The organism is Micromonospora profundi, from assembly GCF_011927785.1.
GTDB lineage: Bacteria > Actinomycetota > Actinomycetes > Mycobacteriales > Micromonosporaceae > Micromonospora > Micromonospora profundi.
Genome location: NZ_JAATJK010000001.1, coordinates 876,868 through 890,995, shown reverse-complemented (window position 1 = coordinate 890,995; position 14,128 = coordinate 876,868). Strand labels below are relative to the sequence as shown.

Here is a 14,128-nt window from a genome sequence, read left to right as displayed (position 1 = left end):
GCTGTGTACGCCGCGCCGTCGACGTGTTAGGAAGGGCCCCCTCCTCTACCTCAGGCGATAACAGGGGTCCCCTCCTTGCATGTATGACCGGCCCGTCCAGGTCCGGTTGGTAACGTCCGCTGCGTGCCGTCCTCCCCGTCGCTGGCCACCGGGCCCGCCCCCGCGTCACCGCCGCACGCCGTCCGGGACCGCCGGGCGGACCTGACCGTCGTGCTGGTGGCACTCGTGCTCGCCGTCTGGGTGACAAGTGGCCTGTGGCGGGACCCGAACGGGCGCGCCATCACCGTCAACTCCAGCGACCAGGCGCTCTTCGAGTGGCTGCTGGCCTTCGGCGGGCACGCTGTCACCCACGGGGACAACCCGCTCTTCACGAACCTGATCAACGTGCCGGACGGCGTGAACCTCGCGGTCAACACCTCGATCACCGTGTACGCGGTGGTGTTCGCACCGCTCACGTATCTGATCGGGCCACCGGCCACGTTCCTGGTGATCCTCACCCTGAACCTGCTGGCCACCGCGCTGGCCTGGTACTGGCTGTTCTCCCGGCACCTGGTGCGCAGCCGGCTGGCCGCCGCGGTCGGCGCCCTGTTCATCGCCTACTCCCCCGGCATGGTGTCGCACGCCAACGCCCACCTCAACTGGACCGCGGGCTGGCTGGTGCCGCTGCTGATCTGGCGGCTGTTCGCCCTGCGCCGGCCGGGGCACTGGCTCCGCGACGGGGCGATCCTCGGCGTGCTGGTGGCGGTGGCCTTCTCGATCGCCGCCGAGGGGCTCTTCTTCACCGCGCTGGCGCTCGGGGTGTTCGTCGCCGTCTGGGCGCTGCACCCGGCCCACCGGGCCGAGGCACGCGCCGTGCTTCCCAACTTCCTGCGCGGGCTCGGGGTGACCGCTGTGGTGGCCGGGGCGCTGCTGTCGTACCCCCTGTGGTTGCACTTCGCCGGGCCGCAACGCTTCCATGGGACCGGCTTCGACCCGGTGATCCATTCCGAGGACATCGCGGCGTTCGCCGCCTTCCCCCGCCGCTCGCTGGCCGGCGAGGTCGGTCTGGGAACCTCGCTGGCACCGAACCCGACAGAGGAGAACTCCTTCTTCGGCGTACCCCTGCTGGTGCTCACCGTGGTCTGCTTCGTGGCGCTGTGGCGGCGGGCCGACCCCGGCCGACGGGCCGTCCTCTGGGCGCTTGGCATCCTCGCGGTGATCTTCACGGTGCTCTCGTTCGGGCCGGTCGCGAAGATCGACGGACGGCGGACCGAGCTGCCGATGCCGTTCGACCTGCTCGGCCAACTGCCGGTGGTGAACGCCGCGCTGCCCGCCCGCCTCGCGCTGGTGGTCGCGCCGGTGATCGGGGTGCTGCTGGCGTACACCCTCGACCAACTGCGCGCCGCGCCTCCCCGGCACCGCTCGGCGGAGCTGGCCTGGGCGGTCGGCTTCGTGGTGGCCCTCCTGCCGCTGGTGCCCACGCCGCTGCTGACCCGTGAGCGGGAGCCGATCCCGCAGTTCATCACCTCCGGCACCTGGAAGGAGTACGTCTCCCCGGGCGGGGTGCTGACGCCGGTGCCGCTGGCCGTGGACATCTATCCGGACGGGCAGCGCTGGCAGGCGTACGCGCTGTCGCACCGGCAGGGCGAGTTCTCCATCCCGGGCGGGTTCTTCCTCGGCCCGGGCGGCCCGGACGGGCGGGGCCGGATCGGCCCGGTGCCCCGACCGCTGAGCGCGTTGATGGACCAGGCCGGCCGCACCGGACTGGTGCCGATCATCACCGACGGCACGAGGCGGGACGTTGCCGCCGACCTGCGGCACTGGCAGATCGAGGCGGTGATCCTGCCGGACGCGGTGCACGGCGCGAAGTTCGAGGTCGACGAGGAGGCGGTGCGGCGTACCGCCACCGAGCTGTTCGGCGAACCACAACGGGTCGACGACGTCTGGGTCTGGCGCATCCCGCCCGCCTGACAGTGCGGGGTGAGTCGGCTCACCAGCGATCATCGCCGGTCACGGGACTACGCTGAGGGCGTGACAACGACGACCTCCGGCCTGACGGCCGTCCGCGCCGGCCTGTTTGACTACCGGGCCGCCTGGGACGAGCAGCGTCGCCTGCACGAGTCGGTGGTGGCTGGCGAGCGCGGCGACACAGTGCTGCTGCTGGAGCACCCGAGCGTCTACACAGCGGGAAAGCGCACCGAGCCGTGGGACCGTCCGATGGACGGCACGCCGGTCGTCGACGTGGATCGCGGCGGCAAGATCACCTGGCACGGGCCGGGGCAGCTCGTCGGCTACCCGATCCTGCGGCTGCCCGACCCTGTCGACGTGGTCGCCTACGTGCGCCGTACCGAGCAACTGCTCATCGACGTGTGCGCCGAGTTCGGGCTTGCCGCCGGCCGGGTCGAGGGGCGCAGCGGCGTCTGGGTGCCCGAGGACGACAGGGGGCCGGCCCGCAAGGTGGCAGCCATCGGCATCCGGGTGGCCCGGGGCGTCACCCTGCACGGCTTCTCGATCAACTGTGACTGCGACCTGACGTACTTCGACCGGATCGTGCCGTGCGGCATCCGGGACGCGGGCGTCACCTCGCTCACCGCCGAGCTGGGCCGCCCGATCACCGTCGCCGACGTGCTGCCTGTGGTCGAGCGCCGGCTCTCCACCCTCGTCGAGGTCTGAGCGGCGGCCCCCGGCGGCGACGCCGAGGGCCGCGACGCTCACGGCGTCAGACGGTGCCTGTCGCGCGGGAACGCGGTGACCTCCCGGACGTTTGCCGCCCCGACCAGACGGGCCACGAACCGTTCCAGGCCGATGGCGAAGCCGCCGTGCGGCGGCATGCCGTGCCGGAACGCGTCCAGATATCCGGCGACCGGCTCGACCGGCTCACCCCGCGCGGCCAACGCCGCCAGGTAGTCGGCGTGCCGGTGCAGCCGCTGCCCGCCGGTGACCAACTCCACGCCACGAAAGAGCAGGTCAAACCCGTTCGAGTACGCGGGACGCGCCGGGTCGGGGTGGGTGTAGAACGGCCGCTTCGCCATCGGGTAGCCGGTGACGAAGAGGAAGTCCGAGGCGTGTTCGCGGCGGGCCCACTCCCCCCGTTGCCCGCTCGTGGGCGGGCGCGAGGTCCGGCTCGTCGGCGGGCGCGCCGGCGATCCGCAGCGCGTCGATGAAGTGCACGGCCGGGATCTCCGCCGGCACCGTGGGCGGCTCGACGCCGAGCGTGTCGAGCGCACCGGCGGCCCGCTCGCCCACAGTGGCCAACATGCCGGCCACTGTGTCGCGCAGGACCCGCATCACGTCCCGGTGGTCGGCGACGAATCCCAGCTCGGCGTCGAGCGAGGTGTACTGGGCCAGGTGCCGGACCGTGTCGTGCGGCTCGGCCCGGAAGACCGGCCCCACCTCGTAGACGCGCTCGAAGACACCGACCATCAGCTGCTTGTAGAACTGCGGTGACTGCGCCAGGTACGCGGGCCTGCCGAACCAGTCGAGCGCGAACACGTTCGCCCCGCTCTCGGTCGACGAGCTGACCACCTTCGGCGTATGGATCTCCACGAAGTCGTGGGCGTCGAGTGCGGTCCGGAAGCCGGCCACCGCCGCCGCCGAGATCCGCAGCGCCGCCGACCTCCTCGGGTGCCGCAGCGCTGTGGGTGCGTTGTCGAGCTGGGTGGGCAGGCTCGCGGTGAGCGTCGGCCGGTACAGGTCGAACGGCGGCGGCACCGCGGGCGGGCCGAGGGGACGTACCGTCGGGTCGGTCAGTTCGACCCCGGCGGGCGCTGCGGCGTTCGCGGTCACCGTCGCGGTGACCTCGACGACCGTCTCCTCGGTGAGTTTCTCCAGCTCGGCGCGGACGGCCGGGTCGGTGACGACCACCTGGGCCAGGCCTGCGGCGTCCCGCACGATCAGGAAGACCACCGACTTGAGCGTTCGGCGGCGGTGCACCCAGCCGGCGATCCGTACTGTCGCGCCGACGTGGGCGGGCAGGTGGTGGGACAGGGTTCGTTGCATGGCGATCTGCTCCTCGGTCGATCGCGACGCCGCCGCCGGGGCGACGGTGTCGCGTCAGCCCCAGGGAGGTGTGGGCGAGCGGGAACCTCGCGGTGCCACCACACCTTCGCTCCCGCCGCGGCGGGAGCCTCGTTCGTCGCCTGGTGACCGGGGCCAGCCGGGCGGGCTCTACTAGGCGTGCGCCGCCGTTCTGCCCGCAGCTCGGGAGGGTCTTCGCGCATCGGCGCCAGACCGCCTCTCAGCACCGGCGGCTCTCTGCACTGGCGGTTCGGCGCGCTACTCGGCTCCGTCGTCGCTGTTGGCTGGGACCGTAACACCCGATCCCAGCAAATGTGACGGCAATTTTTGGCAGCGCGGTGTCGGGCGTCACAACATCCGCGGCGTGACGCCGGTCGCCTGGCGTACATAGATGGCTGCCGTCGGGCGTAGGCTCGTTTTCGTGACGATCGAGCACTCCGCGCCGACGACCGGCCAGGCAGCGCGCACCGCAACGGCGGCCCCCGAGGGGCGGCGCCTGCTGCGGATCGAGGCGCGCAACGCCGAAACGCCGATCGAGCGCAAACCGCCATGGATCAAGGTCAAGGCCAAGATGGGGCCGGAGTACACCCAGCTGCGTGGGCTCGTCTCGCGCGAAGGGCTGCACACCGTCTGCCAGGAGGCCGGCTGCCCCAACATCTACGAGTGCTGGGAAGACCGTGAGGCCACATTCCTCATCGGTGGTGACCAGTGCACCCGGCGCTGCGACTTCTGCCAGATCGACACCGGAAAGCCTGCCGAGTTCGACGCCGACGAGCCGCGTCGCGTCGCCGAGTCGGTGGTCTCGATGGGCCTGCGCTACGCCACCATCACCGGTGTCGCCCGCGACGACCTGCCCGACGGCGGTGCCTGGCTGTACGCCGAGACCGTCCGGCAGATCCACGCCCTCCAGCCCGGCTGCGGCGTCGAGCTGCTGATCCCGGACTTCAACGCCGTCCCCGAGCAGCTCGCCGAGGTCTTCGGCTCCCGCCCGGAGGTGCTGGCGCACAACGTGGAGACCGTGCCGCGCATCTTCAAGCGGATCCGGCCGGCGTTCCGCTACGACCGCTCGCTGGACGTGATCCGGCAGGCGCGCGCCGACGGCCTGGTCACCAAGAGCAACCTCATCCTGGGCATGGGCGAGGAGCGGGCCGAGATCTCCCAGGCGCTGCGTGACCTGCACGAGGCGGGCTGCGAGCTGATCACCATCACGCAGTACCTGCGCCCCACCCCCCGCCACCACCCGGTCACCCGCTGGGTCAAGCCGGAGGAGTTCGTGGAGCTGCGCGAGGAGGCCGAGGAGATCGGCTTCGCCGGGGTGATGAGCGGGCCACTGGTGCGCTCGTCGTACCGGGCCGGCCGGCTCTACAAGCAGGCCCTCGACGCCCGCGCCGCCACCCCGGTCGCCGCCGGCTGACCCGCCGGCAGCGCGCCGCACCACCGCCCGGCAGCCGGATGTCATGATCGTGCGGTGACCGCCGGGGTACGCCAGCAGCCGCGTGGCGCGGGTCGACCGCGCCCAGGGCCGAGTGCGCGCCCCGGCCTGGTCGGCTGGCTCACCGCCTCGGCCCTGCTCGCCGGGATCGGTTACCGGCTCTGGCTGCTGGCCCACTCCACACCGGCCACGAACAGCGACGAGGCCACAATGGGGTTGGGCGCGTTGCACATCGCCCGGGGCGAGGGCTTCCCTGTCTGGTTCTACGGCCAGCAGTACATGGGCACCCTGGAGGCGTACCTCGCCGCGCCGATCTTCGCGCTGGCCGGTGGGCCTTCAGTGCTCGGCCTGCGGCTGCCCACCCTGGCGCTGTACGCGCTGTTCCTGCTGCTGGCGTGGCGCCTGACGCTGCGGCTGACCGGGGACCGCTGGTTCGGGTTGTTGGTGGTGGCGCTGCTGGCTCTCGGCTCCGACCGGATCGTCAAGAACCAGCTGATCGCCGGCGGCGGCTACCCGGAGATGAACGCGGCAGGAGTCGCGCTGGCACTGCTCGCCGTGGGCCTGGCCGCCGGTCGGCCGGGGCGGCGCCTCGCCCGCTGGGCGCTCTGGGGGTTCCTGGCCGGCCTGATGCTCTGGGTCGACCCGCTCGTGCTGCCGTACGTCGCGGCGACCGGGGCGGTACTCGTCGGGTTCTGCCACCGGGAGCTGCGCGGGCGGGCCGGTGCGCTGCTCGGATCCGCCGCCGTGCTGGGGGCGGCCCCGCTGCTGCTGCACAGCCTGGTGAACGAACGAAATCCCCTTCGCGCCGTGCTCGCCGCCAGTGGCGCGAACGCCTCCGCCGACTGGGCCGACCGGCTGCACGGGGGCCTGGTGCTCGGCCCCCCGCTGGGCATGGGCTTCTGCGCTCCCGGTTCGTGCGCCACCTGGCAGTTGTGGTGGGCGCTCGCGCTGCCGGTGCTGCTGGCCGTCGCCGCCGCCACGGCCTGGCGGGCGCTGCGTCGACCGGCCGACCCGGCACCTCGGGCCGCTGCCGCGACGCGGCTGGCGCTCGTGCTGGCCGCCGTGGCGACCCTCGGCGCGTACACGGTGAGCAGTGCCGCCGGGCTCACCCCGGTGGAGAGTTCCCGCTACCTGTCCTGCCTGCTCATCTCCCTGCCCGCGCTGCTGTGGCCAGTGTGGACGGCTGCCCGACGCGGCCTGGCCACGGACCGGGGCGGCGTCGGGTCGGCGCTGGTCCGGCCGGTCGCTGTGGCGGTGCTCGTCGCCACGCTGGGCACCGCCGTCCACGCCACCTGGCGGGCCGCACAGACCGTCCCGCCGACCCGGGCGGCCGAGGCCCGGCACGCCGAGCTGGTGAGCACGCTGCGTCAGCTCGGCGTACGACACGTCCGGGCCGGCTACTGGACCTGCAACAGGCTCACCTTCGCCAGCGCGGAGGACGTCGTCTGCGCCGTCGTCGACGACACTCTGCACCCCGGATTCGACCGCTATCCCGCGTACCGCCGAGAGGTCGAGCGCGCGGCGACGGCGGCGTTGGTGGCGCCGACCGGATCGCCGCTGGCGGCCCGGCTCGACGAACGTCTCCGCGCGGCTCCGGGCAGCCTGGAGCTGGTCACCGTCGACGGCTGGCGGATCTACCTGCCCCGCGCCTGAACACCCGGCCCAGTCGTCCTCCTGGGACTCCCTGCCGGTCCGCTCTGACCGACTACCGGCGGTGGGTCACCGAGCACGGCAGCGATGCGAAGCCGCGCTGGTTCGGGGAGTGCACCCGCCGGGCGTTTGCGAAGTCGATCTCATAGTCGGAGAAGACCGCGCCAGCCTCCTCCAGGGCGATCGTCATCTCGATCCGCGCCAGCGGAGCGCCCAGGCAGTGATGCGGCCCGCGACCGTAGCTGATCATCTTCGACGTGTCGCGGTCGAGGTCGAACCTGTCAGGGTCGGGGAACACCCGCTCGTCCCGGTTGGCCGACCCGAGCAGGACCGCGATCCGGGAACCGGCTTCCAGCCGGGTGCCGTGGATCACCCGGTCCTCGGTGAGGGACCGGACCGTCATCTGGTTGCCGGAGTCGTACCGGAGGGCCTCGCTGGCCCAGTCCTCGGCGCGACCGTTGAGGCCGGCCTGCGCGACGTCCGGGTGCAACGCACCATGGAGCCACGCGTTGCCGATCGTCTTGCCCGTCGACTCGTTGCCGGCGCTGACGACGAGGAACAGGAACGCGACGACCTCCGCGTCGGTGAGCTTCGCCCCGCCGACCTCCGACTGGATGACCTGGGAGGTCAGATTGTCGCGCGGTTGACGGCGCAGGTCGGTGATCAGTCCCACGAAGTACTGGGCCAGCCGCAATGCCGCCCGGACCGAGTTCTCACCTCGCTCGTCCGACCCGTCCACCCGCTGGTTGAGCTCGTCGGTGTCGGCTCGCAGCTGGTCCCAGTCCTCAGGCGGTACGCCGAGCATCTCGCACACCACGTCGTTGGGCAGCGCGGCGGCGTAGTCGGATGCGAAGTCGAAGGTGCGCTGGTCGCGCAGCGGCTCCAACCGGGCGCGGGCCAACTCGCGGATGCGTGGTTCCAGTCTGGCCACGTGACGCGGGGTGAAGGCGCTGGACGCCAGCCGGCGGTAGGCACCGTGCTCGGGTGGGTCCATGGCGTGGAACAGGATCCGGTTCGCCGCCTGCGGATCCCACAGCTCCGGCTCGAGGGAGATGCCGTTGCGGATGGAGAACAGGGCGGAGCGGCTCAGCGCCAACTCCACGTCCTCGTACCGCGACAGCGCCCAGAAGTCACGGCGCTCGTTGCGGTACAGCGGCGCGTTGGCCCGCATCCATGCGTACGTGGGATACGGGTCCTCGTGCATCCGGTAGTCGAACGGGTCGTAGGCCGGTGGCGTACCGGCACCGAGCACGGAGGCCGACGCGGTCATGTCCAGAACCTAACCGCACCGGTCCCCCGGGCGACTGCCCCTGGATCGCGTGACAGGAGGTGCCGGGCGCCCGTGCGTACGGTCCACCCGTGGGGTACCTGACGAGCACGGCGGCAGACCCGAGTTACGACCCGTTCTCCTACCGCCTGCACGCGGACCCGTACCCGGCCTATGCCTGGATGCGGGAGAACGCGCCCGTCTACCGCAACGAGGAACGGAACTTCTGGGCGCTGTCCCGCTACGACGACGTGCTTGCCGCGTTGCGCAGCCCGGCGCTGTTCTCCAACCGCCACGGCATCTCTCTTGAGCCCGACCTGTGGGGCACGGACGCGACAAAGACCAGCTTCTTCCTCGCGATGGATCCGCCCGACCACGGGCGGCTGCGCCGGCTCGTCGGGAGCGTGTTCAAGCCACGCTGGGTCGCCGGGATGGAGGCCCGGGTGCGCGAGTTGGCGCGGGCCCGGCTCGAACCGTTGCTGGACGTGGAGAGGTTCGACTTCACCGAGTTCGCCGCGGCTCTGCCCAACGACGTGATGTGCGAGATCGTCGGGATACCCGACGACGACCGCGACATGATCCGCGCCGACAACGACGTGCTGAACCACTGTGAGGACGGTGTCGACACGAGGTCGAGCGCCACCGTCGCCGCCGGGTTCCGCCTCGCGGAGTACTACGTCGAGCTGGTCGGCGACCGGCGCCGGCACCCAGGCGACGACCTCACCTCCGCGATGATCGAGGCACGGGTCGACGGCCGGCCGCTCACCGACTCCGAACTCGTCGCCTTCCTCTTCCTCCTGGTCAGCGCCACGAACGAGTCGACGGGCAAACAGATCGGGATCGCGTGGTACCACGGCTGGCGGCTGCCCGAGGTGCGATCGGCGGGCCTGGGCGGCCGTGCCGCCGACTGGTGCAACGAGTCGCTGCGGTACGACTCGGCCAGTCAGATGACGGCGCGGACCCTTACGCAGGAGTCCACGATCCACGGCACGCGGCTCCCCGCGGGCGCGCGGATCGTGCTGCTCCCCGCGTCGGGAAACCGTGACCCGCGGGCGTTCTCCGAGCCGGACCGGTTCGACCTGGATCGCGACACGAGCAAGATGATCAGCTTCGGGCACGGACCGCACTTCTGCCTGGGCGCACCGCTCGCGCAGCTGGAGATCACCGTCGCGCTTGAGGAACTGGCGGCGCTCGTGTCGGACTACGAACTCGACATGGACAGGGCGCGATGGATCCACTCCCCGCACCAGCGCGGGTTCGCGTCGTTGCCGTGCACCGTCACCCTCCGTCCCGGGCGGTCCCGCTGACCGGCACCGCCTGCCGCTCTGTCACGCCGCCAGGAACGACCTGAGGCTGCGCACCTGCTCGGCTGTCGCGCGAAAGGCATCCAGGTGGTTGCCGTGTTCGGCCACCACCAGCCGGGCTCCGGGCACGATCTCGGCCAGTCGCCGGGACCCGGCCGGGTGCGCGGTGTCGTCGTCCTCGCTGGTGATCACGAGGCAGGGCTGGTGGACGCCGGCGGCGGTCGGCCGGGAATCCCAGTGCATCGTCGCCGCGGTGAGCTTGGCGTACCGGTAGAAGAGCTCGGTCGTGGCGTACGGCCGGACCACAAGCGGCCCGATCCCCGCGGGCACCCCTGTCATCGGGCCGCTGGTGAGCTTGCCGCGCAGCCAGGCCGCGGTGTCGCGGGACTCGCCACCCAGGTCCATCAGGGCCCGCAGGTTGACCTGGTGGTCGGTCTTCTCCGCGTCGCCGCCCATCTCCAGATCGGCGTGCCAGAGGCTCAGGGAACTGACCAGGTCGGGGCGCTGCGCGGTCGCGGCCAGCGCCACCGATGCACCGGCGCAGAGCCCCATGACGTGCGCCGGGCCGAGGGCCAGCTCGTCGACCACCGCCACCAGGTCCTGCACCTGATGGCTCAGGTCGTACCCCCGCCGGTCGAAGTCCTTCTCGTCCACTATCGGCTCGGTGGTGCCGCGCGTCTGCATGATCACGCAGCGGTACGAGGAGTTGAGTGCCCGCAGCCACGGCAGCGCGATCCGGTAGCTCAGGGAACACGGCGGGGAGATCAGCACGCCCGGGGCGTCTGGCGGGCCGGACTCCACGACCGTGATCACGGTGCCGTTCGCCCGGGGTACGGTCCGTACCCGGTACCCCGCCTCCTCGTCCGCGTGCAGGCGCCGCGCCTGCGCGGCCCCGTCCTCGGGCCGCAGGCCGGCCAGTTCGGGCGCGCGCTGCGCCCGCTGGATCTCCGCGGCCAGGGCGACGACAGCGAAATCGCGATCCCGGGCGCTCGACGGTGCGTCGAAGGTGAGGGGAACGTCCAGCGCCCGGCACACGGCGGCGACCAGATCCGGTGCCCTGTCGCAGGTGTCGTCGGGAAGCGCGAACGGGCCGACCTGTCCGGTCAGACCTTCGAGCTGGCGTACGGCCTCGACAAGTGTGGCCAGCGCGCGGCTGGGGCCCTCGGTCATGGCTGATCGGCCGGCGGTCGCTGCGCCGGTGCTCGCGCGACACGGGCGAGGTTGCGTACCGTGACCGTCCCGCCCAGATCCCGCGGGTCGATGTCCAGGCCGAGCGCACGGCTCGCCTCGGCGACGATCCGGATGATCGACAGGGACGTGCCGCCGTGGTCGGCGAGCTCGTCGTCGGGAGCGACGTCGGGAGTGGACAGCACGTGGCGCGCGATGGCGAGGATCCGGTCGATCCTCTCCTCGTCGGTGCCGTCCAGGCGCAGGTCGCTGATGGCAACACCTCCGGCGCGTCCGACCTCGGTCCGGTTCACCCCGTAACGAAATCCGGTCGCCCCCCGCGCGGGTCAGTCGCCCGTTCCGGTGACTCCACCGAGCTGCCCGGCCGTACCTAGCCTGAACACACGTGCGGCAGTCACTGGGCACTCGGGCTGACCCGCGTCGCTGGGGAACTTCCGCTCTTCGCGAGGATGGTGGCGGAATGCAGGTCTCAGCAGCGCCCTCCGGTCGCCGCTTGCACGAAATCTTCCGGGATCGGGCGCGCGAGGCTCCGGAGCGCATCGCGCTGACCACGACGGACGAGTCCGTCTCCTACGGCGACCTCGACGCGCGCAGCGACCGTCTCGCCGATCACCTCGCTGAACTCGGTGTCGGGCCGGACGTCCTGGTCGGGCTGTGCGTCCGGCGCAGCCCGGAGGCCATCGTCGGCATGCTCGGCATCCTGAAGGCCGGCGGCGCGTACGTACCGATCGACCCCAGCTATCCGGCCGAGCGGATCGACTACCTGCTGTCCGACAGCGGTGCGCCGATCGTGGTGGCGGCGAGGAACACCGCCGGCGTCATCGGGGACCGCCACCCGTCGGTCGTGTGGATCGACAGCGACGAGGTGACGTCCGGCCCCGGCGCCGTCCGCCTCGATCCCAGCGGGCACCCGCCGGCGTCCGCCGACAACCTGGCGTACGTCATCTACACCTCCGGCTCGACCGGGACGCCGAAGGGCGTGACTGTCGAGCACCGCAATGTGGTGCGCCTGTTCGAGCAGACCGATCCGTGGTTCGCGTTCGACGATCGCGACACCTGGTCGTTGTTCCACTCGATCAGCTTCGACTTCTCCGTGTGGGAGATCTGGGGGGCGCTGCTGCACGGCGGGCGACTGGTCCTGATGCCCGAGGCGAGCACCCGCTCACCCTCGTTGCTGGTCTCGCTGCTGCGCTCCGAGCGGGTGACAGTCCTGAACCAGACCCCTTCGGCGTTTCACCAGTTGCTGTTCTCGGCGAGCCAGGGTGCCGACACGGCCGGCCTCTCCCTGCGACTGGTGATCTTCGGTGGGGAGCGGCTGGAGCCCCGGCAACTGGCGCCCTGGATCGAGCGGCACGGCGACGAGCGACCGCAGCTCGTCAACATGTACGGCATCACCGAGACCACTGTGCACTGCACCTACCGGCGGATCACCGGTGCCGACCTGGACACGACAGGCGTGAGTGTGATCGGCGTACCCATTCCGGATCTGCGTGTGCACGTCCTGGACGACGACGGCCGGCCGGTACCGGACGGCAAGCCGGGCGAGATGTACATCGCCGGCGGCGGGGTGGCCCGCGGCTACCTGAACCGCCCCGACCTCACCGCGCAACGGTTCGTCTCCTCGATGGCGGAACTCGGCGAGCAGCGCCTGTACCGCACCGGCGACGTCGGGGTACGCCTTCCCGGCGGCGAGCTGGCCTACCTCGGCCGGGTGGACGACCAGCTGAAGATCCGGGGCTACCGGATCGAACCAGGTGAGATCGAACAGTGCCTGGCCCAGGTGCCCGGCGTCGGTCGGGCAGTCGTCGTGGCGCGGGACTTCGGCCAGGGCGACGTGCGGCTGGTCGCGCACCTGCTGCCGGCGCGCGGAACGGACGCCGACGACGGCCTGGCCGCCGCCGCCGAGCGTCACGCCGTCCGGAGTCTGCCGAGGCACCTTCGGCCGTCCCTCTACAAGGTCGTCACGGAGATTCCGATGACGCTGCAAGGAAAGGTGGATCGCGATGCACTCGGACAGTGATCTGCCCGATGCCACGGTGAGTGACATCAGGCAGACGATCAGCAACATCACACGAACCGTGCTGGAACGCGACGTCGACCCGGCCGTCGACATGTTCGACCAGGGCGCCACGTCCCTGGCCTTCATCCGCATCGTGGCCGAGATCAACGAGCGGTACGGCATCACCGCGGATGTCGCGGAACTGGAGGAGGCGAGCGTCGACGAGATGTCCGCGCTCGTGGCACGGCAACTCAACAGTCAGCAACCCGTGACGGCGAGGGATTGACGATGACGAACACGTTGGAACGCAACTTCACGCCGAGTCCGGAAGAGGTCGCCCAGTTCCATCAACGCGGCTACCTCGGGCCGTTCAAGGTGTACGAGGAAGACGAGATGCAGCGCCTCTGGAAGCGGGAGCGGCTCCGCCTCATGGACCGCAGCCAGGCTGTCTACGACGAGGGCGACGCCCAGGCGGGCAACACGAACATCGCCAACTACGACCGGCACCTCGACTCGACGTTCCTCGCCGACCACATCTGCCGGCCGGAGATCGTGGACCGGGTCACCGCAGTGCTCGGCCCGAACGTGCTGTGCTGGCGCTCCGAGTTCTTCCCGAAGTACCCCGGCGACGAAGGCACCGACTGGCACCAGGCGGACACGTTCGCGTTCGCGTCGGGCAAGCCCCAGATCGTCTGGCCCGAGGCGGAGAGGGAGTACGGCGGCACCCTCACTGTGTGGACGGCGTTCACCGAGGCCACCGAGGAAACCGCCTGCCTGCAGTTCATCCCCGGCACACAGCGCACCATGTACTACGACGAGACAAAGGGCATGCACTACCAGCCCGACAAGATCAACGCTCAGCGCAAGGAAGACGGCGTCACCCGCGGCTTCTACGGCTACGACTACCGGGAGCTGCAGAAGGACCCCGACTGGAAGCCGCCGGTGGACCAGGCGGTCTCGATGATCATGCGCCCGGGTGAGGCCGTGATGTTCTGGTCGACAATGATGCACGCGTCCAAGCCCCACAGCGCGCCGGACAAGGGAATGCGCCTGGGCTTCGCCGGCCGGTACGTTCCGACCTGTGTGGAGGTCTACCCGGACACCGACGACGTCGACGAGTACGGCGGTCGCGTGAGCCTGCAGGAATACGGCACGGTGCTGGTGGCCGGCGTCGACACGTACACCCACAACCGCAAGGTGACCACCACGACGCGGGGCCACAAGTTCCCGGTTCGGTGAATCGCGACCGGGAACGGCCGGGCTGGTGAACGTCTCCGGCCCGGTCACCGGTC

At 71.1% G+C, this 14,128-nt stretch carries 11 protein-coding genes and 1 pseudogene; 8 read left to right on the top strand and 4 right to left on the bottom strand.

Annotated features, from left to right (window positions below; translation table 11 throughout):
* The first annotated feature begins 123 nt into the window (after window positions 1–123).
* Window positions 124–1,950: a DUF6311 domain-containing protein gene (locus F4558_RS03990; protein WP_167943245.1), complete on the top strand. Its 1,827-nt coding sequence runs from the start codon at window positions 124–126 to the stop codon at window positions 1,948–1,950.
* Window positions 1,951–2,010: 60 nt separating this feature from the next.
* A complete protein-coding gene (gene lipB / locus F4558_RS03985; protein WP_167943244.1) occupies window positions 2,011–2,652 on the top strand; it encodes a lipoyl(octanoyl) transferase LipB in 642 nt (213 codons plus the stop codon).
* Between the two features lie 38 nt (window positions 2,653–2,690).
* Here lipB and aspS read toward each other — a convergent pair.
* Window positions 2,691–3,978: pseudogene (gene aspS, locus F4558_RS03980) on the bottom strand (aspartate--tRNA(Asn) ligase).
* A gap of 409 nt (window positions 3,979–4,387) precedes the next feature.
* On the opposite strand from aspS, the gene lipA reads away from it, so the two are divergent.
* Together lipA and F4558_RS03970 are read left to right on the top strand one after the other, a co-directional pair.
* Window positions 4,388–5,410: a lipoyl synthase gene (gene lipA / locus F4558_RS03975; RefSeq protein WP_082377584.1), complete on the top strand. Its 1,023-nt coding sequence runs from the start codon at window positions 4,388–4,390 to the stop codon at window positions 5,408–5,410.
* 54 nt (window positions 5,411–5,464) lie between these two features.
* Window positions 5,465–7,081, top strand: coding sequence for a hypothetical protein (locus F4558_RS03970; RefSeq protein WP_167943243.1), 1,617 nt, complete (start codon window positions 5,465–5,467; stop codon window positions 7,079–7,081).
* Window positions 7,082–7,133: 52 nt separating this feature from the next.
* On the opposite strand, the gene F4558_RS03965 is transcribed toward F4558_RS03970, so the two are convergent.
* Window positions 7,134–8,348 (bottom strand): cytochrome P450, encoded by a 1,215-nt coding sequence (locus F4558_RS03965; RefSeq protein WP_053657885.1) that lies wholly within the window; start codon window positions 8,346–8,348, stop codon window positions 7,134–7,136.
* An 89-nt stretch (window positions 8,349–8,437) separates the two neighbouring features.
* Here F4558_RS03965 and F4558_RS03960 point away from each other — a divergent pair, with 89 nt between their 5' ends.
* Window positions 8,438–9,652 carry a cytochrome P450 gene (locus F4558_RS03960; protein WP_209273168.1) on the top strand — a complete coding sequence of 405 codons (1,215 nt, stop codon included), beginning with the start codon at window positions 8,438–8,440 and terminating at the stop codon, window positions 9,650–9,652.
* Window positions 9,653–9,673: 21 nt separating this feature from the next.
* On the opposite strand, the gene F4558_RS03955 is transcribed toward F4558_RS03960, so the two are convergent.
* Both F4558_RS03955 and F4558_RS31390 read right to left on the bottom strand, forming a co-directional pair.
* Window positions 9,674–10,819, bottom strand: coding sequence for an alpha/beta fold hydrolase (locus F4558_RS03955; RefSeq protein ID WP_167943242.1), 1,146 nt, complete (start codon window positions 10,817–10,819; stop codon window positions 9,674–9,676).
* A complete protein-coding gene (locus tag F4558_RS31390; RefSeq protein WP_167943241.1) occupies window positions 10,816–11,130 on the bottom strand; it encodes an acyl carrier protein in 315 nt (104 codons plus the stop codon). Before F4558_RS31390 ends, F4558_RS03955 begins: the two co-directional genes overlap by 4 nt.
* A gap of 200 nt (window positions 11,131–11,330) precedes the next feature.
* Between F4558_RS31390 and F4558_RS03945 the strand changes: the two genes are divergently transcribed.
* Genes F4558_RS03945 through F4558_RS03940 form a run of 3 tightly spaced genes read left to right on the top strand, consistent with a single transcriptional unit; the run spans window position 11,331 to window position 14,075 of the window.
* Window positions 11,331–12,857, top strand: coding sequence for an amino acid adenylation domain-containing protein (locus tag F4558_RS03945; RefSeq protein ID WP_231640114.1), 1,527 nt, complete (start codon window positions 11,331–11,333; stop codon window positions 12,855–12,857).
* Entirely contained in the window at window positions 12,841–13,122 is a 282-nt protein-coding gene (locus F4558_RS31385) for an acyl carrier protein (protein ID WP_245241263.1), read from the top strand. The genes F4558_RS03945 and F4558_RS31385 overlap by 17 nt, the downstream gene beginning before the upstream one ends.
* A 2-nt stretch (window positions 13,123–13,124) precedes the next feature.
* The gene (locus tag F4558_RS03940) at window positions 13,125–14,075 is read left to right on the top strand and encodes a chlorinating enzyme (RefSeq protein WP_157552741.1); all 951 of its coding nucleotides are present in this window, start codon (window positions 13,125–13,127) and stop codon (window positions 14,073–14,075) included.
* Window positions 14,076–14,128: the final 53 nt, after the last annotated feature.